Origin of the sequence: Marinobacter alkalisoli, from assembly GCF_045449795.1 — a bacterium.
Classification (GTDB): domain Bacteria; phylum Pseudomonadota; class Gammaproteobacteria; order Pseudomonadales; family Oleiphilaceae; genus Marinobacter.
Window position 1 is genome coordinate 150,560 of the sequence record NZ_JBJJLB010000025.1, and the last position, 21,539, is coordinate 172,098.

The window sequence follows — 21,539 nt, forward strand, 5'->3', positions numbered from 1 at the left end:
GCCGCCAGCCGGATCAGGGATTGGTCCTGATCACCCAGTCAGCGAAGGTGGCCAGGTTGTCGAAATGACGGACACCCGGGAGTGGCCGGGTTTCAAGGTGGTGTGCGGTATCCATGCCATTGCCGGTCATCACCAGAACCGGCTGGCAACCGGCATTCAGCGCGGCCTCAAGATCCTTACGGCTGTCGCCAACCATAATGGCCCCTTGCAGGTTATTCAGATGAAAGTGATCGCGGATCTGGTCCAGTAAACCGGTCAGTGGTTTGCGGCAGGCGCAGTGGTCCGTGGGGTGGTGCGGGCAATAGGCAATGATATCGATGCAACCGCCTTGCGCTTCAACCAGCTGTTCCAGTTTATCGTGCATGGCGTCCAGTTCATCGACGCCATAGTAGCCCCGGGCGATGCCGGATTGGTTGGTGGCGATGGCGATGCGATGCCCGGCGTTACAGAGCCGGGCAATTGCCTCAATGCTGCCGGGAATGGGGATCCACTCCTCTGCTGAGCAGATGTAGCTGCCATCGTATTTGTTGATGACCCCATCCCGGTCCAGAATGATCAGCATTGTGCTTTTACGCTTGCCTCTGGCTCAGCTCGCTGTTGGCAGCAGGGAGATGTCTGCCACCCGCAGGAACAGGTTACGGAGCTGGTTGAGCATGGCCAGACGGTTATTCCGAATGGCTTCGTCTTCCGCCATCACCATGACCTCGTCAAAGAAGGTGTCTACCGGCTCGCGCAGGCTGGCCAGCGAGGTCAGCGCGGCAGCGTAGTCACCTTGCTCGAACAGCGGCAGGACCGTGTCCGCCTGCTGGCTGATCTGCTCGGCCAGTGCCTGCTCGGCCTGATCCTGCAGCAGGCCCTTGTCCACGCGTTCACCGATGGCGTCGCCACCCTGCTTGGTGAGAATGTTGGACACCCGCTTGTTGGCGCCGGCCAGGGCCAGGGCTTCCGGCAGCTGTCGGAACGCTTCCACGGCTTTCACCCGGCGGTCAAAGTCCAGCGGTTTGGTGGGACGACGGGCATGTACCGCCAGGTAGACTTCCGCACCAATGCCCTGCTCTTCGTAATGGGCCCGGAAACGTTCCAGCATGTAGTCCACCACGGTGGCGGCGGTGTCCTGCTCGGTGAGGACTGTGAAGTTCTCTTCCGCCCACTGGCAGCAGGTTTGCAGGTCCAGCGGCAGTTCGCGCTCAATGATGATGCGCAGTACGCCCAGGGAGGCGCGGCGCAGGGCGAACGGGTCGCGGGTGCCGGACGGTGGCTGGTTGATGCCGAACAGGCCGACCAGGGAATCCAGGCGGTCGGCGATGGCGACGGCACAACCGGTCAGCGTGGTGGGCAGGTCGTCACCGGCGAAGCGCGGCATATACTGTTCGTTCAGGGCCTTGGCAACGTCTTCCGGCTCGCCGTCGTTGGTGGCGTAGTACTGACCCATGATGCCCTGGAGATCGGTGAACTCCAGAACCATCTCGGTGACCAGATCGGTCTTGGCGAGCATGGCGGCGCGCTCGGCCAGGACCGGATCACTGCCAATGGCGTCGGCAATCTTCTTCGCCAGCGCAGCGACGCGCACGGACTTGTCATAGATGCTGCCGAGCTTATCCTGGAACACGATCGGTTTGAGCTGTTCGATACGGTCTTCCAACCGCGTCTTGCGGTCGGTCTCATAGAAGAAGGCGGCATCCGCCAGGCGTGGGCGGATCACCTTTTCGTTCCCGGAGACGACCTGGCCCGGGTCTTTGCTTTCCAGGTTGGCCACGGTGATGAACAGCGGCAACATGTCGCCATTCCCAGCAACCACGTGGAAGTATTTCTGGTGTTCCTTCATGGAGGAAATCAGAGCTTCCGCAGGGACATCCAGGAAGCGTTCCTCGAACCGGCCGATCAGCGGTACCGGCCATTCGTTCAGGGCGGTCACCTCGTCCAGCAGGTCTTCATCGATCACTGCCTTGCCGCCGGCCTCCTTCTCTGCCAGTGCTGAAACACCGGCACGGATCTGCTCCCGGCGCTCGGCGAAATCGGCAATCACATAGCCTTCCTGCTTCAGCACCACCTCGTAATCGCTCGGTGTCGGCACGATCAGGGATTTCGGGCAGTGGAAACGGTGGCCACGGGTCTTGTTGCCCGGGGTCAGTCCCATGATGGGTGCATCAATCACCTTGTTGCCAAACAGCATGATCGCCCAGTGCACTGGCCGAACAAACTCGGTGCGGTGGGCGCCCCAACGCATGCGTTTGGGAATGGGCAGCCCGGCCAGGGACTGATCCACCAGTTCCGGCATCAGCTCGACGGTGGGACGGCCCTTCTCGACTGTGCGGTAGACCACCCAGGCGCCCTTGTCCGTTTCCAGGGTGTCCAGTTGATCCGGGGTCACGCCCAGCGACGTGGCGAAACCGGTCAGTGCCCGGGTCGGGTTGCCGGCGTCGTCAAAGGCGGCTTTCACGGCGGGACCGCGTTTTTCCACGGACTTGTCCGGCTGGGCATCGGCCAGATCACGGACCCGTACCGCCAGACGGCGTGGTGCGGCAAAGCTTTCGACCTTGCCAAAGGCGATGCCGGCGTCTTCCAGGCCTTTGGCGATACCGGCGGAAAAGGCGTCAGAAAGCGGCTTGAGGGCCTTGGGGGGCAGTTCTTCGGTGCCCAGTTCGACCAGAAAATCCTGTGTTGCCATGATTATGCGTTCCCCTGTTCCTGCTGAACTTTCTTCGCTTTCTTACCCTTCTTGCCTTTGGCCTTTTCATCGGCGGCTTCGGCGGCGGCCAGCACTTCCTTGCGCAGCGCATCCGGCGCCAGCGGGAAGCCAAGCCTGCGGCGGCTGTCGAAGTAGGCCTGGGCAACGGCACGGGCCAGGGTGCGAACGCGCAGGATGAAGCGCTGACGCTCGGTCACGGAAATAGCGTGGCGGGCATCCAGCAGGTTGAAGGTGTGGGAGGCCTTCAGCACCTGCTCGTAGGCGGGCAGTGCCAGGCCGGCTTCGATCAGCCGCGCGCTCTCACGCTCATGGACATCGAAGCTGTGAAACAGGAACTCGGTGTCGGCATGCTCGAAGTTGTAGGTGGACATCTCCACTTCCTGCTGGTGGAAAACGTCTCCATAGGTGACCACGCCGTCCGGGCCTTCGGTCCACACCAGGTCGTACACGCTGTCCACGCCCTGCAGGTACATGGCGATGCGCTCCAGGCCGTAGGTCAGCTCGCCGGTGACCGGATAGCATTCCAGGCCACCGACCTGCTGGAAGTAGGTGAACTGGGTCACTTCCATGCCGTTGAGCCAGATTTCCCAGCCCAGGCCCCAGGCGCCGAGGGTGGGCGATTCCCAGTTGTCTTCCACAAAGCGGATGTCGTGAACCAGCGGGTCCAGCCCCAGGGCCTTCAGGGAATCCAGGTACAGCTCCTGGATGTTGTCGGGCGAAGGCTTCAGTACCACCTGGAACTGGTAGTAATGCTGCAGGCGGTTGGGATTCTCGCCATAGCGTCCGTCGGTGGGACGGCGGCTGGGCTGAACGTAGGCGGCATTCCAGGTTTCCGGGCCAATGGAGCGCAGGAAGGTAGCCGGGTGAAAGGTGCCCGCACCCACTTCCATATCCAGTGGCTGGAGTACCACGCAGCCATGCTGCGCCCAGAAGTTCTGCAGAGCCAGAATCAGACCCTGGAAAGTTTTGACGTCCGGGGTATTGTGAGAAGTTGCCTTGTCTGTCACGACGATTGCCTGCTGATCGGTCTGTGTGTGGCACCCCGCCAAAAACGATGGGGTACTCTGAAAAAAGGCGCATTATACGCTGGCCAAACGTGTATTTCTAAGTGGCGTTCACAGCCTTGTTTTTGCGCTGTTTCTGTCAGAAGAACGTGAGGCCCACCTGGAACAGTTTTTCCACGTCCCGTATCCGGGTTTTGTCCACCAGGAACAGGATCACGTGGTCGTCCGGCTGCACCCGCAGGTGATCGTGGGCGATCAGTACCTCATTGTGGCGAACGATGGCGCCGATGGTGGTGCCTTCGGGCAGCGATATCTCGTCCAGGCGCCTGCCGACCACCTTGGAGGAGCGATGATCGCCGTGGGCAATGGCTTCGATGGCCTCGGCGGCGCCCCGGCGCAATGAGTGAACGTTCACCACGTCCCCGCGACGGACGTGCGTCAGCAGGCTGCCGATGGTGGTTTGCTGGGGGGAAATGGCCACGTCAATGTCGCCGCCCTGGATCAGGTCGACGTAATCGGGGTTGTTGATCAGGGTCAGTACCTTGCGGGCGCCGAGGCGCTTGGCCAGCAAGGACGCCATGATGTTGGCCTCGTCGTCGTTGGTGACGGCGCAGAATACATCGGTGCTCTCGATGTTCTCTTCCAGCAGGATGTCCTTGTTGGCGGCGTTGCCCTCCAGCACTACGGTCTTGCGCAGGTTTTCCGACAGCATTACGCAGCGTTCGCGGTCACGCTCCAGCAGTTTGACCTGATAGCGGCTTTCCAGGGTATGGGCCAGGCGCTGACCGATGTTGCCGCCGCCACAGATGAAGATGCGCTTGTAGGGTTTCTCCAGGGGTTGGAGTTCACTCATCACCGAGCGTATATGGTCGGAGGCGGCAATGAAGAACACCTCGTCGCCGTCTTCAATCACCGTGTCGCCCTGGGGCATGATCGCCCGGCTTTTGCGGAAGATGGCCGCCACCCGGGTGTCGATCTTGGGCATGTGGGTACGCAGGTAAGACAGCTCGTGACCCACCAGCGGTCCCCCCTTGGTGGCGCGAATGGCGACCAGCCGGGTCAGGCCTTTCGAGAATTCCAGTACCTGTAGTGCGCCGGGGTATTCGATCAGCCGGGTAATGTGTTTGGTGACCAGGTGTTCCGGACTGATCAGAACGTCGATGGGAAAGCCGCGCAGGCTGTCCAGGTCCTTTTTTTGTTCCCGCTGGTAAAACAGCTCTGATTTTGCCAGGTAGGCATTGGCCCTTACCCGGCAGATCGTCGTTGGTGTTTTGTACAGCAACTTGGCCACCTGGCAGGCCACCATGTTGGTTTCGTCGCTGTTGGTGACGGCGATGACCATGTCGCCATCCTCCGCACCGGCCTGTCTCAGTACCGTGGGAAAGGATGCCTTGCCCTGTACCGTACGAATGTCGAGGCGATCCTGGAGCTCCCGCAAGCGGGTGCTGTCGCTGTCGATCACGGTGATGTCATTGGCTTCGTTGGCCAGGTTTTCCGCCAGTGTGCCGCCGACCTGGCCGGCGCCGAGAATCAGGATTTTCATAAGTCAGGTTTCTCCAGCACGGCGTAGAAAAAGCCGTCATGGCTGTCGGGGTTCGGTAACAGTTGTCGTCCTGCGGCCATGTCATGGCCCCAGGGAACATCCGGCTCCAGCAGCCTCGCTTCGGGCTGCTGCTTGAGGAATCGTTGAATTATACGGTGGTTTTCCTGGGGGAACACGGAACAGGTGGCATAAACCAGCCGGCCGCCGGGCTTGAGGATTTGCCACATGGCATCCAGCAATCCGAGCTGGATCGACGCCAGGGGCACAATATCCGATTCCCGTCGCAATAGCTTGATGTCGGGGTGACGGCGAATGACTCCGCTGGCGCTGCAGGGCACATCCAGCAGGATGCGGTCAAACGGCTGGTCATCCCACCATTGATCGATGGCGGCGGCGTCTGCTTCCAGAAGCGTTGCCCGTAAATCAAGTCGGTCCAGGTTTTCCTGTACCCGCGGCAGGCGTTCGGCGGATTCGTCGATGGCCACCATTTCCCCGAGTTCGCCACAGGCTTCGAGGATGGCGCAGGTTTTTCCACCGGGGGCAGCGCAGGCGTCCAGCACCCGCTGACCGGGAGCGAGGTCCAGCAGCGTGGTGGACAGCTGGGCAGCTTCGTCCTGCACGCTGACGGCGCCGTCGGCAAACCACGGCAGGCGATCCACCGGCACGGGCGTGTCCAGCTGAATGCCGTGGGGTGCGAACGCGGTGGCTTTGCCCTGGATGCCGGCTTCGGCGAGATGGCCCAGGTACTCTTCACGGGAAAACCGCAGGGCATTAACCCTCAGGGTCATGGGGGCCTGGGCGTTATTGGCTCCGAGAGTGGCCTGCCAGTCATCGGGCCAGTTGTGGCGCAGTTTTTCCACCATCCACAACGGATGACTGAAGCGGGCGGCATCGTTTGTGGGCTCGGGTGCACCGTCCCGTTCGGCGCTGCGTAGTACCCCGTTGACCAGGCCGGTCAGGTTGGGTTTGCCGAGGGCGCGGCAGGCTTCCACTGTCTCATTCAGTACGGCGTAGGTGGCCTGCTGGCTGTAGCGCAGTTGAAACAGCGCCACCAGCATCAGATGGTGAACCACCCGGTCCTGTTTGCGCAGGGGCTTGTTCAGGCGCTGATCCAGTTCGTCGTCGAGACGGTGGAACCAGCGGCAGGTGCCGTAACAGATCGCCTGCAGTTCCGGACGCTCGTTCGGCGCCAGCTGGTTCAGGGCCGGCGGCAGGCACTGGGTCAGTGACTGGCCATTCTCCACCGATTGCAGCACGCGGGCGGCCAGGGCACGCATGGACTGACTGCGGTCGTTCATTCAGTTCAGCTCCTGGCGCGGCAGCAACAGTTCCTTGCCGCCGTTGATCAGGTCGCTGGCACTTTGGGCGCGGGCACCAGGCAGTTGCAGGCTGGTGATTCTCAGCACCCCGCTACCACAGGCCACGTCGATGCCATCTCGTTCCCGTCTCAGTACGGTGCCCGGAGCCTTGCCGGAAGATTCGTTCAGAAGTTGCGCGCGGTGGATGCGAATACGCTGATCGTTGAGATCGGTATAGGTGCCGGGCCAGGGATTGAAGGCGCGAATCAGTCGCTCAATGGTTGTGGCGTCGATGGACCAGTCGATGTGGCCTTCATTCTTGGACAGCTTATGGGCGTAGCAGGCCTGATCGTCGTTCTGGGGCTCGCCCTGAAGTTCGCCTTTTTTCAGCAGTGCCAGCGCCTTGACGATGGCCTCTCCGCCCATGTCCGCAAGGCGGTCGTGGAGACTGCCACCGGTATCGCCGGCTTCAATGGCCGTCACCGCTTTCAGCAGCATGGCACCGGTGTCCAGGCCTTCGTCCATCTGCATGATGGTGATGCCGGTTTCCTTGTCCCCGGCGGCAATGGCCCGGTGGATAGGCGCGGCACCACGCCAGCGTGGCAACAGCGAGGCATGGATGTTGAGGCAGCCGTGGGTGGGGATGTCCAGCACCGCTTTGGGCAGGATCAGACCATAGGCGGCCACAATCATCACATCCGCCTCAAGGCTGTGGAGTTCATTCTGGGCTTCCGCGGTTTTCAGGCTTTCCGGCTGAAACACGGGGATGTCGGCGTCCAGCGCGACCTGTTTCACCGGGCTCGGGGTCAGCTTGCGGCCGCGACCGGCCGGACGATCGGGCTGGGAGTACACGCCCACCACATTATGGCGGTCGGCAAGGAGAGCTTTGAGGGCGGTGGCTGCAAAATCCGGGGTGCCGGCAAACACGATTCGCACGGTGATAGTGTCTCTGTTCCGTTGAATACGAAAAGACCGGGTATCCACCCGGTCCGTTAGTTCTGGCTGTTGTCGCTGAGCTTCGAGCGCTGGGAAACAGTACCGGGAAAGATTACCGGTGATCAGGCACTCTTCTTGTGGAGCTTTTCCAGCTTCTTGCGAATCCGATTACGCTTCAGGGCGCTCAGGTAATCCACGAACAGCTTACCGTTGAGGTGGTCCATCTCGTGCTGGATACACACGGCGAGCAGCCCCCGGGCTTCGAGTTCATAGGGCTTGCCGTCACGGTCGAGGGCGCGAATCATGCAATGTTCGATACGGGACACGTCCTCGTAGAAGCCGGGCACCGACAGACAGCCTTCCTGCATGTCTTCCAGTTCACCGTCCAGCACTTCCACTTCCGGATTGATGAACACCCGTGGCTCGCTCTTGTCCTCGGACAGATCCATCACGATGATCTGTTTATGCACGTTGACCTGGGTCGCCGCCAAGCCAATGCCGGGCGCATCGTACATGGTCTCGAACATGTCGTCGATGAGCTTGCGGTCGGCGTCCGTTACCTCATTCACCGGTTTGGCGATGGTGCGCAGACGGGGATCCGGGTATTCGAGAATCTCTAATATCATGTTGCTCGTACTTTTGGCCTGTTAACCTGAATGATACCGTTATGATTTGTAACAGTGTGACTGCTATCTCCGAAATGCGACAGCGTACTGCGCATATTTCCAGTCCGGGTCTATTATGACCGGGTATTCCATATTATCCCCTATCTTGACGATTGAGTACAAACTGATCAGTTGATAGTTAAAATCTCTCGATGGTGGGGTAGAATTTACTGGAAGAACAAAAGATAACATCACAATTTGCGAGACATCTTCTATAGTATCGGAATCAGCAACATAATAAGCTGCACCCGACTGGCTGCATATCAAGAACAGAATCTGTCGATTCAAGGCACGCGATCAAGGACTTACATAATGAGGAAACTGCTGTACGCTCTGGCAGCAAGCATGCTGCTGCTAACCTCCTGGGCCCATGCGCAACCAGAGCTCAGGTCCGATCATCCCGAGCGTTACACTGTCGTGAAGGGTGACACCCTGTGGGATATTTCCGCCCGTTTTCTGGAAGACCCGTGGCAATGGCCGGAAATCTGGCACGTGAATCCCCAGGTGGAGAATCCTCATCTGATTTATCCGGGTGATCGCCTGGCTCTGGTCTATATCGATGGTAAGCCACGCCTGACCAAGGTGACGGGCAACGGGGTGGTGAAATTGTCACCGAAGGTGCGCTCAGAACCGATTGATACGCCGATCCCGGCGATCCCGCTGGATGCAATCAGCAGCTTCCTGTCCGAAACCCGTATCGTCTCTGCTGAGGAAATCAACGGAGCACCCTACGTTTTGGAAGGTGAAGACGGCCGTATCATTACCGGTGCCGGCGACCGCATCTACGCCCGTGGTGACAAGCCGGCGGACAAGATTGGCATTTTCCGCCGCAGCCAGGAGTTTCGTGATCCGGAGACCGGTGAGTTCCTGGGACTGGAAGCGCGCAGCATTGCCAGGGGCGATATCAACGCCGAAAACGGTGATGTGCTGACACTGAGCCTCACCAAATCCAGCGAAGAGGTACGTATCGGTGACCGGCTGCTGGTGAGTGAAGACCGCCGCCTGACCACCAACTTCGTGCCCAGCTCACCGGACCAGGAGCTTGAAGGTGAAATGATCTCCGTAGAAGGTGGCGTCAACCAGATCGGCCAGTTCAATGTGGTGGCGATCAACCGCGGCGAGCGCGAGGGTCTGAAGCCGGGTAACGTGATGGCGGTTCTGAAGAGCGGCAATATGGTCCGTGACCCTGTCACCAACGAAACCATCGAACTGCCGTCCGAGCGCGCTGGCCTGCTGATGGTATTTCAGACCTACGAAAAAATGAGCTACGGTCTGATCCTGCAGGCTACCCGCCCATTGTCGGTCGGGGACAAGGTAACCAATCCCTGAACCCGCCTGATCTCAGAACGCGGATCACTGAACGGGAGCCGGTCACCGGCTCCCGTTTTTTATGACATAATCATTATCGCCGGTGCCAGGAAGGCACATGCCGGAATGCAGCTCTGTCTGCTGCCACATCCACTACCCAGGGAAGGATCCCATGTCTGATGTAGTCACAGCCCCGAGTCCTTCGGAGGTAACCTCCGATCTTTTCCAGAGCGTCGCCGGTCCCTGGCTGATGCTATCCCGCCTGCCGAAATTCGGCATACGCCGTCGCCAGGCTGCGCTGTCCGCGATGGCAGACCTGACTGCGGTTCTGGGCGCCAGCGTCGCGACGCTGAAAGCCATCGGCCTGACCATGGAAACCATCGAGCCCGTGCAGGCGTGGCAACGACAGGACCGGAATCATCCGCTGGTGCGGCAGGTCCTTCAGACCTGGGAAACGTGCCGTGCCCAGGGTGTCTGGCTGTTAACTCCCGGGGATGATGATTACCCGGATCCGTTGCGCCATATTCACGATGCCCCGATGGTGCTTTACTGCCTCGGTGACCGGCAGCTGTTAACGCGGGATCAGATCGGCATTGTCGGCAGCCGTAACGCCACCCGGGCCGGTCTGGACCATGCACGGAATTTTGCGGCCGCCCTCGCCCGGGAGGGATTCCTGGTGACCAGCGGTCTCGCGCTTGGTATTGATGGCGCCGCCCATGCTGGTGCCCTGGACGCGGGCCACGATACCCTGGCGGTCATTGGCAGTGGTTTTGACCAGCTCTATCCCAGCCAGCATCGCAAGCTGGCGGATCGCATTATCAGCCAGGGGTTGCTGATGTCCGAGTACCCGCCCGGTACCCGCGCCCGCTCAGCGCATTTCCCACAGCGTAACCGCATTATCAGCGGTATGAGCCGTGGCATACTGGTGGTGGAGGCCGGCCTCAAGAGCGGGTCGCTGATTACCGCCAGGCTGGCGCTGGAACAGGGGCGAGAGGTGTTCGCTATTCCCGGTTCGGTCCACAGCCCGGTGGCCCGGGGCTGCCATCACCTGATCAAGCAGGGTGCGCGCCTGGTGGAAACCGTGGACGACGTGCTTGAGGAGCTGGGAGCCTGGTGGTCGCCGCCCGTGGCGTCGCAGGCCACGTCTGCTGAGGCCTCCCCAACTGTGAATCTGGAGCCGCGGGAAATCGCGGTGCTGGAGGCTTTAGGGTATGATCCGCAATCAACCGATCAACTGTGTTCAGAAACCGGATTACCCGCCGATCAGTTGATGCAGTCGCTGCTGTTGCTTGAACTTCAGGGATTGGTCAGCTCGGTTCCGGGAGGTTTTCAGAGGATAGCCTGAGACATGCCGCATTCGCCCAATCCCCTCACTGACTGGCAACTGCACTGTGCCCGCCGCACCCTTCTGGGTGGTGGTGTCATCGCTTATCCGACGGAAGCGGTTTGGGGGTTGGGGTGCGATCCCTGGGATGCAGAGGCGGTAGACCGTATCCTCGACCTGAAGCGGCGTCCGATGGACAAAGGCGTGATCCTGGTGGCGTCCTCCGTCGACCAGGTGAGTTTCCTGCTGGATCCCCTGCCTGTGGCCCTGCAGCGGGAAGCTGAGCAGCACTGGCCCGGGCCGGTCACCTGCCTGTTGCCGGATGTGAAGCAGCAGATTCCCGAGTGGGTGCGCGGGCGTCACAGCTCCATTGCGGTGCGGGTGAGCAGCCACCCGGTGATCCGTGCCCTCTGTGAGACCGCCGGTATGCCGCTGGTGTCCACGTCCTGTAACCCGGCGGGGCGTCAGCCCGCGCGCTCCATCTGGCAGGTGCGCCGTTATTTCGGTGACGAGTTGGACTGGATCGTGCCCGGGGATCTGGGCGGCAACCGCCAGCCCAGCCGGATTCTGGATATCGTCAACGGTCGTCAATTGCGGTAGGAGAAGCAGATGTCGCAGCAACCCGACAGTAATGCCGTCAAACAGTACCTGCTGGCGCTGCAGGAAAACATCGCCCAGCGGCTGGCTGCGGTGGATGGCATAGCAGACTTCATCACAGATGCCTGGGACCGCCCGGAAGGCGGCGGCGGGATCAGCCGGGTGATCACTGACGGCGCCGTGTTTGAGAAAGGCGGGGTGAACTTTTCCCATGTGATGGGTGACACCATGCCACCGTCTGCCACAGCCCATCGCCCTCACCTGGCCGGCGCGCCCTGGCAGGCCATGGGGGTGTCCCTGGTGATCCACCCCCACAACCCGATGGTGCCCACCTCCCACGCCAATGTGCGGTTTTTCATCGCCACGCCGAAAGATGCCGAGCCGGTGTACTGGTTTGGCGGTGGCTATGACCTGACGCCCTACTATGGCTTCGAGGAAGATTGCGTGCACTGGCATCGCACCGCCCGGAACGCCTGCCAGCCCTTCGGTGACGACATTTACCCGCGCTTCAAGCACTGGTGCGATGAATATTTCTACCTCAAACACCGGGACGAGCCACGGGGCATTGGTGGTCTGTTTTTCGACGACCACAACACCGGCGACTTCGCCCGCGACTTCGGCCTGATGCAGGCGGTGGGCAGCAGTTATATCGATGCCTATGAGCCCATCGTGCAGCGCCGCAAGGATCTGCCCTACACGGAACAGCAGCGGGATTTCCAGTTGTACCGTCGCGGCCGCTATGTGGAATTCAATCTGGTGTACGATCGTGGCACTCTGTTCGGGCTGCAGTCCGGCGGCCGCACCGAATCCATTCTGATGTCGCTTCCGCCGCTGGTGCGCTGGGACTACAACCGCAGCGCGGAAGCCGGCTCCGAGGAGGCGCGCCTGACCGATTACTTCCTCACGGATCGTGACTGGCTGGAGCTGAACCATGAACAATGATCTCTACGCCGTGGTTGGCCACCCGATCAGCCACAGCAAATCCCCCCGCATTCACAGCCTGTTTGCACGACAGACCGGCGAGGCTGTGGAATACACGGCGATTCAGGCGCCCCTGGACGATTTCGCCGCCACAGTACGGGATTTTTTCCGTCAGGGCGGTATGGGCCTGAACGTCACCGTGCCCTTCAAGGAGCAGGCCTGGTCACTGGCGGACCGACGGACGCCGGAGGCTGAAAAAGCCGGGGCCGCCAATACCCTGTTTGTCGACGCTGAGGGCTTGTTGACTGCTGATAACACCGACGGCAAGGGGTTGGTGACCGATCTGACCCGCAACCACCAAGTGGCACTTCAAGGCAGGCGCATTCTGGTGCTGGGCGCCGGTGGCGCTGTGCGTGGTGTTCTGGGTCCGCTGATCGCCGCACAGCCTGCCGCCATCACCCTCGCTAACCGGACGGTGTCCAAAGCGCAGGCGCTGGCGGACCTGTTCCGTGCCGATGCCGGTGACGTGGCGCTCTCGGCGTGTGGTTTCGAGGCACCCGATGATGCTTTTGACGTGATCATCAACGGCACCAGCGCCAGCCTGCAGGGAGATTTGCCGCCGCTGTCGCCAAATGTGATCGGTGCCGACACCGTGGTATACGACATGATGTATTCTCTGACCACCACCACTTTTAATCAGTGGGCGCTGGATCAGGGCGCAACCCGGGTGTTTGATGGCTTGGGAATGCTGGTGGAGCAGGCTGCCGAGTCTTTCCGCATCTGGCGGGGTATTCGCCCGGAAACGGCGGCGGTGATGGACGAATTACGTAACGACTGAGCCGGGCAGCCCGGGATGGGCTATGCTCTGGGTCAAAACACTGGAAAGGTCCCGGATGGATATTCTTACCCTTGTGGGTCTGGTGGCGGGCGTGTTGATCGTGGTACTCGCCATGCTGGCCAACGCCTCCATACTGACATTCCTGAATCTGCCTGGTCTGGCCATTGTACTGGGCGGCACCTTCGCGGTGACCCTGATCAAGTTCCGGCTGTCCTCGGTTATGAGCGCCTTTCGCCTGGCATTTTCCGCGGCATTCAAGGAGCAGGTGGCCCGCCCGACCGAGCTGATCCGGGAAGTGGGTGAGTTGGCCATGGTGGTGCGCAAGGAAGGTATTCTCGGGCTTGAGGACCACGTAACCGCGAACGGTTTCCTGAAAAAAGCCATTAACCTCTGTGTCGACGGCCATCCACCGGAACTGGTGGAAGAGGCCCTGACACAGGAAACGCAGCAGACAGCGGAGCGTTACGAGGTCGCTGAGCGGGTGTTCCGAGGCATCGGCGAATCGGCCCCGGCCATTGGCATGCTCGGTACCCTGGTTGGTCTGGTGCAGATGCTCAACACCCTGGATGATCCCTCGTCCATTGGCCCGGCCATGGCCATCGCCCTGTTGACCACGCTCTACGGTGCCTTTATTGCGCAACTGATTGCGCTGCCGCTGGCGGACAAGCTACAGCTCAAGGCAGAGGATGAAGCCCGTAACCAGTTGCTGATCACCACTTCGATCCGCAACATCATGCGCGGAGAGAATCCCCGGGTGATGACCGAACTGCTGTCCTCCTTCGTGACTCCGGACCAACGCACCGGCCTTGCACCGGAGCGGGAGGCCTGACAGTTTGACGGGTATCAGTCAGCATCGCCGTCGCAAGCCGCAGAACCGCACCCCGGCCTGGATCGTCACCTTTGCCGATCTGGCCACCCTGCTGTTGACCTTCTTTATTTTGCTGCTGTCCTTTGCCGAAATGGACATCGAGAAATACCGCGCCATGGCCAATTCCATGTCGGTGGCCTTCGGCAGCAGCAACGTACTGGCGGACGATGTCGGAGGCTCCCCTCTGACCCTGATCGAGTCGGACACTGTCTCCCTGCCCGAGCCGAGCGAATCCATGGCCGATGAGCCGGAGTTCATTGATGAGCGAACCGAAGGTCGCGGAGAAACCGGCATTCCAGCCGGCATTGTTGATCTGGCTACCCGAATGATCAGTGAGCTGGAGAACGAGGTGGCGTCAGAGGCCCTGAGTGTCAACTACGATGAGAAAAAAGTGGTGATCCGCTTTTCCGAGGAGGCCACCTTTCGCTCAGGCGACGCCACCATCAAACCGGATATGATCCCCATTATTGAGCGTGTGGTCGGGGTGCTGGCGGACTGCACTGGTGATGTGCTGGTGTCCGGTTATACCGATGATCGTCCGATTTCCAGCAGCCGTTACCGGTCCAACTGGGACCTTTCCGCGGCCCGGGCGGTGTCTGTGGTCCATGAACTGGTCATGAACCGACAGGTACCGGCGGAGCGTGTGGTGGCCGCCGGTCGGGCGGAAACAAACCCGCTTGCCCCCAACAACAGCGATGAAAATCGGGCCAAAAACCGGCGTGTGGAAATCGCCATCCGTGATCCCGAATGCATCGAATCCGCTGCCACGGAAGCGCTACCCGTGGAAATACTGCCCTGACCGCTTATGCTCCAGTGATAGCTTCTCATAGTCATTTCAACTAACTTCTTTGCTTTCAGATCTTTATACTGTGGCCCCAAGTTTGAACCATCAGCCGGACAAAGACCGGGAGAGACTATGAGCGGACCAGACAAACCGAAAGTCATTGGCGAAGAGTGGAGCGACGAGCGGGTCAGGAGCTTTCTCGCCATCGAGCCGGCGGACGCTGGCGAAAATGCGGATTTCCACGTGTTGCAGAAAGCCTATCGGGCGATGCGTGCAGAAGATTTCGAACGCTTCATCGGGTTTTTCGTGGAAGCAGGCAGAAATCTGGATGCCGTCGGAGAATCAGGGGAAACCATTCTCGACCATATCCTGCAACATCAGCGCAGCACGGCGTATGCCGATGCCCTCAAGGCTGCGGGTGCAAAGACAAAGGCAGACGCCGGGAGCTGAGCGCCCCCGGCTCCGCAGCAGGCATCCGGACCGTTACTGAACTTCCACCTCGATGGCTTTGGGTTCAGCCGGTTCGGATTTCTGCAGGGTCAGTGACAGCACGCCGTCCTTGAAGTTGGCCTTGATGCTGTCCTCATCCACATTTTCCGGCAGAGTGAAACGGCGCAGGAAACTGCCATAAACCCGTTCGATACGGTGGTGCTTCCTGTCTTGCGTTTCTTCTTCATGCTTGCGTTCACCCTGGATGCTGAGCACACCATCGTGGACGGTAACTTTGACGTCTTCCCTGTTCATACCCGGCAGCTCAGCCTCAATGGTGAAGGCTTCCGGGCTTTCCTTGATATCAACGGCGGGCGCCCAGTCGCTGCGACTGAACAGATCCTTGCCCTCCCGTTCACCGTTGCCACGTGTCAGGCCCAACAGCCGGTTGTAACGGTTCATCAGGTCATCAAATTCACTGACTGGATTCCAACGTGCAATGTTGCTCATGATGAAACTCCTCCTTTACGAATCTGAAATCGTGAGACATCAGCTTCGCTCGCGGAACAGCTCCATACCGGTGGCGCCAGCCGGATGGGACTCCGTGAACTTCTGCTATTTTCGAATGTAGGATCACCGCAGAAGTTTTCAAGCCCCGTTTGATCGAATTTTGACCTGTATCAGGTGGACGAGCATCATTTCTGATCGTTCAGATAGTCGTCCTTCAGTTTGACGTAATTGGCGGCGGTATATTTGAAGAACGTGCGCTCGTTGTCGGTCAGGGCGCGCGCTTTTTTGCAGGGAGACCCGACATAAAGGTGGCCGGATTCCAGGGTCTTGCCCGGAGGCACCAGGCACCCGGCGGCGACAATGACTTCGTCCTCCACCACGGCCCCGTCCATGATGATGCACCCCATGCCCACCAGTACCCGGTTGCCCACGGTGCAACCGTGCAACAGGGCCTTGTGGCCAATGGTGACATCATCCCCGATCGTCAGCGGATAACCGCCGGGGTTGTAGTCACTGGCGTGGGTGATGTGAAGGACTGAACCGTCCTGGATGCTGCAACGATCACCGATGCGAATCTTGTGCATATCGCCGCGAACAACTGTCATCGGCCAGATGGAGACATCGTCCCCGGTTTTTACGTCGCCAATCACCACGGAACTGGGATCAATCCAGGTGCGTGCTCCGAATGTTGGCGTGATACCCTTGTGTGAACGTACATTCGTCATTACATATACTCGTATAGCGTTTTCCCGGAGGCTCGGGGTGCCTGTGGGAGGGGGCTGTCCAAAACTGTGCGGAGCCATGGATGGCGGAGCCCAAGCGTCACATGGATGTGCCGCAAGGAGCGTGTTTTGGACAGCCCCCTCCCACAGGTACCTTTCCCCGAAGTCTGATACACCGAAGCTACCCTACAAATTGACAGCTGAGAAGGGAACTTATGAATAACCCATTATTGACCGACGACCTGTTGCCGAAGTTTGACCATGTCCGTACCGAACACATGGAAACGGCAATTGACCAGATTCTCAGCGAAAACCGCGTGAAAATCGCCGAACTGGCCCAGCAGGAAGACCCCACCTGGGACACCCTCGCCCAGCCCATGCAGGCAATGGAAGACAAGCTGAGCAACGCCTGGTCGGTGATTTCCCACCTCAACGGCGTGATGAACAGCGACGACCTGCGCAAGGTCTACAAAAACTGCCTGGAAAAGCTCACCGAATACAGCACCGAGCTGAGCCAGAACGAAACCCTGTGCAATGCCTACAAGAAACTGGCGGCGCGGGACGATTTCAGCGAGCTGAACGAAGCCCAGCGCAAGTCTATAGACAACACCCTGCGGGATTTCCACCTGGGCGGTGTCGACCTGCCGGCGGACCAGAAAAAGCAGTACGCGGAGCTGTCCCGGGAGCTGGCGGAGCTCTCCAACCGCTTCAGTGACAACGTGCTGGACGCCACCCAGCACTGGTACAAGCACATTACCGATGTGGACGAGCTGTCCGGGTTACCGGAAAGCGCCATTGAGGGCGCGAAGCAGGCGGCGAAGCAGAAAGACCTCGACGGCTATGTGATCACCCTCGACTTCCCCAGCTTCTTCCCGGTGATGACCTACGGGGACAACCGTGAGCTGCGCCGCGAAGTCTACGAAGCCTTTGTCACCCGCGCCTCGGACATGGGCCCGGACGCCGGCACCTGGGACAACACCCCGGTGATGGCGGAAATCCTCAAGCGTCGCCACGCACTTGCCCAGCTGCTGGGTTTTGACAACTACGCCGAGCGCTCGCTGGCCACCAAGATGGCCCGCGGCACCGACGAGGTTCTGGATTTCCTGAACCAGCTCGCGGCCAAGTCCAAGCCGGTGGCGGAAAAAGAGTTTGCCGAGCTGACAGCCTTCGCCCGGGACAGCCACGATGTGGAAGAGTTGGAAGCCTGGGATATCGGCTACTACAGCGAAAAACTGCGCCAGGAACGGTACGACATCTCCCCGGAAACCCTGCGTCCCTGGTTCCCGGTGAACAAGGTGGTTCCGGGTCTGTTTGCCGTGGCGGAAAAGCTGTTCGATGTCCAGATCGAAGCCAGGCCCGAGGTGGAAACCTGGCATGAAGATGCCACCGCCTACTGCATCAGCCGCAACGGCGAGCCGGTGGCCTGGTTCTACTTCGACCTGTTCGCCCGTCAGGGCAAGCGTGGTGGCGCCTGGATGGCCGATTGCCGGGTGCGCTGGCGCAATCAGCGCGGCCACCTTCAGCTGCCGGTCGCGTTCCTGACCTGCAACTTCACCCCGCCAGTCAACGGTAAGCCATCGCTGCTGACCCACGACGAGGTCACCACCCTGTTCCATGAGTTCGGCCATGGCCTGCATCACATGCTGACTCAGGTGGATGTGCTGGAAGTATCCGGTATCAACGGCGTGGCCTGGGATGCGGTGGAGCTGCCCAGTCAGTTCCTGGAAAACTGGTGCTGGAACCCGGAATCCCTGGCGCTGATCGCCTCGCACCACGAAACCGGCGAGCCGCTGCCCGAGGACCTGCTGCAGAAGCTGCTGGCGGCCAAGAACTTCCAGTCCGGCATGGCCATGGTGCGCCAGTTGGAATTCTCACTGTTCGACTTCCGCCTGCACGCGGAATTTACCAGCGAGGCCCCAACCAACCCACTGGATATGCACCGCAAGGTGCGGGAAGAAATTGCCGTGGTGCGGGCACCGGAATTCAACCGCTTCCCCAACAGCTTCTCCCACATCTTTGCTGGCGGTTACGCCGCAGGCTACTACAGCTACAAGTGGGCGGAAGTGCTGGCGGCGGATGCGTTCTCGCTGTTCGAGGAACGCGGAATCTTCGATCCGGAGACCGGCAAGGCATTCCTGCACAATATCCTGGAAAAAGGCGGCTCCCAGGAGCCCATGGAGCTGTTCAAGGCCTTCCGCGGTCGAGAACCGCAGGTGGATGCATTGTTGAAGCAGAATGGCATCACGGACGACGCTGCCTGATGAAAACACTGTCGGATTACGGCCTGCGGCCTAATCCGACCTACAGCATTGGCGCTGTCTGCCCGGCTGCGGTAACGCTGTCCGAGCTACGAAACCATAGGTCGGGTTAGGCCAAAGGCCGTAACCCGACAAGCCAATGCCCAAACGTACTGGAGCAATCTTATGGCGAGTCCAAAACGCTTCATCGCCGGCGCCGTCTGCCCCCGCTGTGCGGAGATGGACAAAATCATGATGTTCACCACCGACGATGACGATCAGGTGCGCGAATGCGTGGCCTGTGGCTTTACCGATGCGGTGTCTGACACCGAACAGCCGACCAACCCTGAACTCGAAACACGGGTTAACAAGCGCGACAACGAAGACGATCATACCGTCAAGCAGGTAGTGTTTTTCAAGTCGAAACAGGACCAGTAAAGAGGTGGCCGTGTGCACCGATGCATGGCATTGCCTTTTTTGACAGTGTAAGATTGCCGCCCACATATTGATTCACGCCTCACTGGCGTCGAACTATCTATAAGCTGGCCTGACAGGAGTTGAAGTACGTCCCATGGATGGGGACGTCAGCAATCATGTTTTCCCGCCTTTTCAAAAGACGACGTTCCAGAACTGAATTTTCCCGCCGACTGGATGTGGGCCTGCGAGGCCGTCTGCAGAAAGCACTCTGCTGGCTTCTTTCGCTGTCCTCCCTCCATGTCGTTGCGATGGTGCTATTCGAGGGCCTGAGCCTCAATGATGCGGTCTGGTTGACGCTCACCACGCTGACCACGGTCGGGTACGGGGACTATTCAGCCAGCACCATCGCCGGAAGGTCAGCCACGGTCATCCTGCTGTACATCGCTGGCATTACAATCCTGGCTCAATTGGCCAGTGATTACATCGACTACCGGCTCAAGCGGAAGGAATACATGATCAAGGGTCAATGGAGATGGCATATGAAAGACCATGTATTAATCATCAATAGCCCGAAGCACGACCCTGCCGTGTATTTCCACAGGCTGGTCGACCAGTTGAGGGCTACCGACGCGTTTGCAGATGTCCCCGTTCAGATTTTGACGGATGCGTTTCCTGAGGGCTTGCCCTCGTCTCTCAGGGAGCGGGAAGTGGTTCACTACCACGGTGAGTCGTCGGACTTTTCTGCTTTGGAGGCTGCCTCTGCCGGGGATGCGAGTGCCATCATTGTATTGGCGCGAGATGAATACAGCCGTGTTTCGGACAGTGTGACGCTCGACGTACTGATGCAGCTGGATGAGCTTTGTGGCGAGGCAAAGCCCTATGTCGTCGCCGAGTGCGTGCAGGATGAGAACCGAAATCGTGCGGAGCGGGCCGGTGCCAGTACCACCATCCGTCCGGTCAGAGCTTACCCGGAGATCCTCGTTCGTGCTCTGGTGGCGCCCGGCACAGAGAAAGTCCTGGAGAACCTCTTTACCCACCATGACGACCATGCGATGCGTTATCGGGTATCGCTCAAGGGCGTGGTCTGGTCTGACGTTGCCTGTGATCTCATGCGTGCCGGACTCGGTACGCTGATGGCCTATGTCAGGGAGGATGGGCATGTGGAGTGTCATCCGGCACCGGACCACCGCTTTGATGCTGCCAGCATTATTCTTATGGTCCGCGAGGTGGCCATTCCAACGGAAGCGGACGTCAATGAGGCTCTTAGACCCTCTCCAGTCCCCCTCTGAATCTCAGTTTATCAAGGAGCGATCATCAACATGTCAACGTCATTTGAAACCATAAAAACCTACATTGCCGCTCTGCCCCTTATGGTGGATCACGAGGATCCCGAAGAGCAGATGCTGGTTGTAAGCGCTGAACAACAGGGGATCCATCGACTGGTGATTGATTGCGAGGACGACATCCTCGTGATCGAGCAGTTCCTGTTGGATTTACCGTCAGCCAGTAAGGACAACTACCGGGACCTGCTGAAAATTAATCGGGAACTGATACACGGAGCCCTGTGCCTCGACGAGTCTGGTACCAGGCTGATTTTCCGTGACACCCTGGCGCTGGCCAATCTGGACCTGAACGAACTGGAAGGCTCCGTGAACGCTCTAAGCCTGATGCTTGCAGAGCATGCTGATGAGCTTATTCAACTCTCCCAGCAAGGAGGTGCTACTGCATGAACCTATTCAAGCGACTGTTCAAATTAAGCTCTGCCGAAGCCCACTCGGCCGTAGACAAGCTCGAAGATCCGATCAAGATGAGCGAGCAGGCCATCCGGGACTTGAAAACGGACCTGGACAACAGTCTGCACAGCCTCGCCGAAATCAAGGCTATCGCCATTCGTAGCCGGCGGGAGTTTGAGAATGCCTCAGCGGATGTGGAGGACTATAAGCGCAAAGCCATGCGGTTGTTGCAGAAGGCGTCGGTGGGAGAGTTGTCCCAGGAAGAGGCTGATAAGCTGGCATCCGGTGCTTTGGAAAAGCAAAACCAGTCGCAGCAGGTGGCGGAACGAAGCCAGGTGGAGAAGGATAAGTACGACCGACTCTCCGCCGATCTTGAATACAAGATCCAGGAGCTGAAAGGTCAGATTTCCCAGTGGGAAAACGAGCTCAAAACACTGAAGGCCAGGGCCAAGGTCAGTACTGCCACCAAGAAGATCAATCGTCAGATGGCCCAGGTGGATTCCTCCTCGACCATTTCGACTCTGGAGAAGATGCGTTCCAAGGTCGAAGAGGAGGAAGCCCTGGCTGAGTCCTATGGCGATATGATCCAGTCCTCCCGGTCGCTGGACGATGATATCAATCAGGCCCTCAACAAAAGTGGTGGCAGTGACGCCCTGGCGGAACTCAAGGCACAAATGGCCGACCAGTCATCCGAGAAAAAGCCGGGAGTCTAGGTC

22 protein-coding genes are annotated in these 21,539 nt (G+C 59.5%); 13 read left to right on the forward strand and 9 right to left on the reverse strand.

Annotated features, from left to right (window positions below):
• Window positions 1–13: 13 nt before the first annotated feature.
• From gmhB to def, 7 genes are all read right to left on the reverse strand, one after another.
• Window positions 14–562 carry a D-glycero-beta-D-manno-heptose 1,7-bisphosphate 7-phosphatase gene (gene gmhB / locus ACJO3M_RS12435; protein WP_407001673.1) on the reverse strand — a complete coding sequence of 183 codons (549 nt, stop codon included), beginning with the start codon at window positions 560–562 and terminating at the stop codon, window positions 14–16.
• Between the two features lie 24 nt (window positions 563–586).
• Entirely contained in the window at window positions 587–2,668 is a 2,082-nt protein-coding gene (glyS, locus tag ACJO3M_RS12440) for a glycine--tRNA ligase subunit beta (protein ID WP_407001674.1), read from the reverse strand.
• Window positions 2,669–2,670: 2 nt separating this feature from the next.
• Window positions 2,671–3,696: a glycine--tRNA ligase subunit alpha gene (gene glyQ, locus ACJO3M_RS12445; RefSeq protein WP_407001675.1), complete on the reverse strand. Its 1,026-nt coding sequence runs from the start codon at window positions 3,694–3,696 to the stop codon at window positions 2,671–2,673.
• A 136-nt stretch (window positions 3,697–3,832) separates the two neighbouring features.
• The gene (gene trkA, locus ACJO3M_RS12450) at window positions 3,833–5,236 is read right to left on the reverse strand and encodes a Trk system potassium transporter TrkA (protein ID WP_407001676.1); all 1,404 of its coding nucleotides are present in this window, start codon (window positions 5,234–5,236) and stop codon (window positions 3,833–3,835) included.
• Window positions 5,233–6,534 (reverse strand): 16S rRNA (cytosine(967)-C(5))-methyltransferase RsmB, encoded by a 1,302-nt coding sequence (gene rsmB, locus ACJO3M_RS12455; protein WP_407001677.1) that lies wholly within the window; start codon window positions 6,532–6,534, stop codon window positions 5,233–5,235. Before rsmB ends, trkA begins: the two co-directional genes overlap by 4 nt.
• Complete coding sequence (fmt, locus tag ACJO3M_RS12460; RefSeq protein WP_407001678.1) at window positions 6,535–7,470, reverse strand: methionyl-tRNA formyltransferase; 936 nt, start codon at window positions 7,468–7,470, stop codon at window positions 6,535–6,537.
• Window positions 7,471–7,592: 122 nt separating this feature from the next.
• Complete coding sequence (gene def / locus ACJO3M_RS12465; protein ID WP_407001679.1) at window positions 7,593–8,096, reverse strand: peptide deformylase; 504 nt, start codon at window positions 8,094–8,096, stop codon at window positions 7,593–7,595.
• A 351-nt stretch (window positions 8,097–8,447) separates the two neighbouring features.
• Here def and ACJO3M_RS12470 point away from each other — a divergent pair, with 351 nt between their 5' ends.
• The 8 genes from ACJO3M_RS12470 to ACJO3M_RS12505 all read left to right on the forward strand — a co-directional run bounded on the left by ACJO3M_RS12470 (window position 8,448) and on the right by ACJO3M_RS12505 (window position 15,225).
• Window positions 8,448–9,464 (forward strand): LysM peptidoglycan-binding domain-containing protein, encoded by a 1,017-nt coding sequence (locus ACJO3M_RS12470; protein WP_407001680.1) that lies wholly within the window; start codon window positions 8,448–8,450, stop codon window positions 9,462–9,464.
• A gap of 151 nt (window positions 9,465–9,615) precedes the next feature.
• A complete protein-coding gene (dprA, locus tag ACJO3M_RS12475; protein ID WP_407001681.1) occupies window positions 9,616–10,788 on the forward strand; it encodes a DNA-processing protein DprA in 1,173 nt (390 codons plus the stop codon).
• A gap of 3 nt (window positions 10,789–10,791) precedes the next feature.
• Complete coding sequence (gene tsaC / locus ACJO3M_RS12480) at window positions 10,792–11,367, forward strand: L-threonylcarbamoyladenylate synthase type 1 TsaC (protein ID WP_407001682.1); 576 nt, start codon at window positions 10,792–10,794, stop codon at window positions 11,365–11,367.
• Between the two features lie 9 nt (window positions 11,368–11,376).
• Window positions 11,377–12,306: an oxygen-dependent coproporphyrinogen oxidase gene (gene hemF / locus ACJO3M_RS12485; RefSeq protein WP_407001683.1), complete on the forward strand. Its 930-nt coding sequence runs from the start codon at window positions 11,377–11,379 to the stop codon at window positions 12,304–12,306.
• The gene (gene aroE / locus ACJO3M_RS12490; RefSeq protein ID WP_407001684.1) at window positions 12,296–13,123 is read left to right on the forward strand and encodes a shikimate dehydrogenase; all 828 of its coding nucleotides are present in this window, start codon (window positions 12,296–12,298) and stop codon (window positions 13,121–13,123) included. The genes hemF and aroE overlap by 11 nt, the downstream gene beginning before the upstream one ends.
• 55 nt (window positions 13,124–13,178) lie before the next feature.
• Entirely contained in the window at window positions 13,179–13,952 is a 774-nt protein-coding gene (locus ACJO3M_RS12495) for a motility protein A (protein WP_407001720.1), read from the forward strand.
• A 4-nt stretch (window positions 13,953–13,956) separates the two neighbouring features.
• Window positions 13,957–14,790: a flagellar motor protein MotB gene (locus tag ACJO3M_RS12500; protein ID WP_407001685.1), complete on the forward strand. Its 834-nt coding sequence runs from the start codon at window positions 13,957–13,959 to the stop codon at window positions 14,788–14,790.
• A 117-nt stretch (window positions 14,791–14,907) separates the two neighbouring features.
• Window positions 14,908–15,225 (forward strand): PA4642 family protein, encoded by a 318-nt coding sequence (locus ACJO3M_RS12505; protein ID WP_407001686.1) that lies wholly within the window; start codon window positions 14,908–14,910, stop codon window positions 15,223–15,225.
• A 33-nt stretch (window positions 15,226–15,258) separates the two neighbouring features.
• Here ACJO3M_RS12505 and ACJO3M_RS12510 read toward each other — a convergent pair whose 3' ends face one another.
• Entirely contained in the window at window positions 15,259–15,714 is a 456-nt protein-coding gene (locus tag ACJO3M_RS12510; protein ID WP_407001687.1) for an Hsp20/alpha crystallin family protein, read from the reverse strand.
• A gap of 185 nt (window positions 15,715–15,899) precedes the next feature.
• Window positions 15,900–16,439: a gamma carbonic anhydrase family protein gene (locus ACJO3M_RS12515; protein WP_407001688.1), complete on the reverse strand. Its 540-nt coding sequence runs from the start codon at window positions 16,437–16,439 to the stop codon at window positions 15,900–15,902.
• 212 nt (window positions 16,440–16,651) lie between these two features.
• On the opposite strand from ACJO3M_RS12515, the gene prlC reads away from it, so the two are divergent.
• The 5 genes from prlC to ACJO3M_RS12540 all read left to right on the forward strand — a co-directional run bounded on the left by prlC (window position 16,652) and on the right by ACJO3M_RS12540 (window position 21,536).
• A complete protein-coding gene (gene prlC, locus ACJO3M_RS12520; protein WP_407001689.1) occupies window positions 16,652–18,697 on the forward strand; it encodes an oligopeptidase A in 2,046 nt (681 codons plus the stop codon).
• Between the two features lie 162 nt (window positions 18,698–18,859).
• Window positions 18,860–19,111, forward strand: coding sequence for a YheV family putative zinc ribbon protein (locus ACJO3M_RS12525; RefSeq protein WP_407001690.1), 252 nt, complete (start codon window positions 18,860–18,862; stop codon window positions 19,109–19,111).
• 155 nt (window positions 19,112–19,266) lie between these two features.
• Entirely contained in the window at window positions 19,267–20,379 is a 1,113-nt protein-coding gene (locus tag ACJO3M_RS12530; RefSeq protein WP_407001691.1) for an ion channel, read from the forward strand.
• A gap of 30 nt (window positions 20,380–20,409) precedes the next feature.
• Entirely contained in the window at window positions 20,410–20,820 is a 411-nt protein-coding gene (locus ACJO3M_RS12535; protein ID WP_407001692.1) for a YbjN domain-containing protein, read from the forward strand.
• Window positions 20,817–21,536 (forward strand): PspA/IM30 family protein, encoded by a 720-nt coding sequence (locus ACJO3M_RS12540; RefSeq protein WP_407001693.1) that lies wholly within the window; start codon window positions 20,817–20,819, stop codon window positions 21,534–21,536. The genes ACJO3M_RS12535 and ACJO3M_RS12540 overlap by 4 nt, the downstream gene beginning before the upstream one ends.
• Window positions 21,537–21,539: the final 3 nt, after the last annotated feature.

Coding starts and splice junctions, on each gene's coding strand:
- ACJO3M_RS12535 (WP_407001692.1), top strand. CDS start 20,410: ATGTCAACGTCATTTGAAACCATAAAAACCTACATTGCCGCTCTGCCC.
- ACJO3M_RS12510 (WP_407001687.1), bottom strand. CDS start 15,714: ATGAGCAACATTGCACGTTGGAATCCAGTCAGTGAATTTGATGACCTG.
- tsaC (WP_407001682.1), top strand. CDS start 10,792: ATGCCGCATTCGCCCAATCCCCTCACTGACTGGCAACTGCACTGTGCC.
- ACJO3M_RS12495 (WP_407001720.1), top strand. CDS start 13,179: ATGGATATTCTTACCCTTGTGGGTCTGGTGGCGGGCGTGTTGATCGTG.
- ACJO3M_RS12470 (WP_407001680.1), top strand. CDS start 8,448: ATGAGGAAACTGCTGTACGCTCTGGCAGCAAGCATGCTGCTGCTAACC.
- glyS (WP_407001674.1), bottom strand. CDS start 2,668: ATGGCAACACAGGATTTTCTGGTCGAACTGGGCACCGAAGAACTGCCC.
- ACJO3M_RS12505 (WP_407001686.1), top strand. CDS start 14,908: ATGAGCGGACCAGACAAACCGAAAGTCATTGGCGAAGAGTGGAGCGAC.
- dprA (WP_407001681.1), top strand. CDS start 9,616: ATGTCTGATGTAGTCACAGCCCCGAGTCCTTCGGAGGTAACCTCCGAT.
- gmhB (WP_407001673.1), bottom strand. CDS start 562: ATGCTGATCATTCTGGACCGGGATGGGGTCATCAACAAATACGATGGC.
- ACJO3M_RS12540 (WP_407001693.1), top strand. CDS start 20,817: ATGAACCTATTCAAGCGACTGTTCAAATTAAGCTCTGCCGAAGCCCAC.
- prlC (WP_407001689.1), top strand. CDS start 16,652: ATGAATAACCCATTATTGACCGACGACCTGTTGCCGAAGTTTGACCAT.
- trkA (WP_407001676.1), bottom strand. CDS start 5,236: ATGAAAATCCTGATTCTCGGCGCCGGCCAGGTCGGCGGCACACTGGCG.
- ACJO3M_RS12515 (WP_407001688.1), bottom strand. CDS start 16,439: ATGACGAATGTACGTTCACACAAGGGTATCACGCCAACATTCGGAGCA.
- aroE (WP_407001684.1), top strand. CDS start 12,296: ATGAACAATGATCTCTACGCCGTGGTTGGCCACCCGATCAGCCACAGC.
- ACJO3M_RS12525 (WP_407001690.1), top strand. CDS start 18,860: ATGGCGAGTCCAAAACGCTTCATCGCCGGCGCCGTCTGCCCCCGCTGT.
- ACJO3M_RS12530 (WP_407001691.1), top strand. CDS start 19,267: ATGTTTTCCCGCCTTTTCAAAAGACGACGTTCCAGAACTGAATTTTCC.
- hemF (WP_407001683.1), top strand. CDS start 11,377: ATGTCGCAGCAACCCGACAGTAATGCCGTCAAACAGTACCTGCTGGCG.
- rsmB (WP_407001677.1), bottom strand. CDS start 6,534: ATGAACGACCGCAGTCAGTCCATGCGTGCCCTGGCCGCCCGCGTGCTG.
- def (WP_407001679.1), bottom strand. CDS start 8,096: ATGATATTAGAGATTCTCGAATACCCGGATCCCCGTCTGCGCACCATC.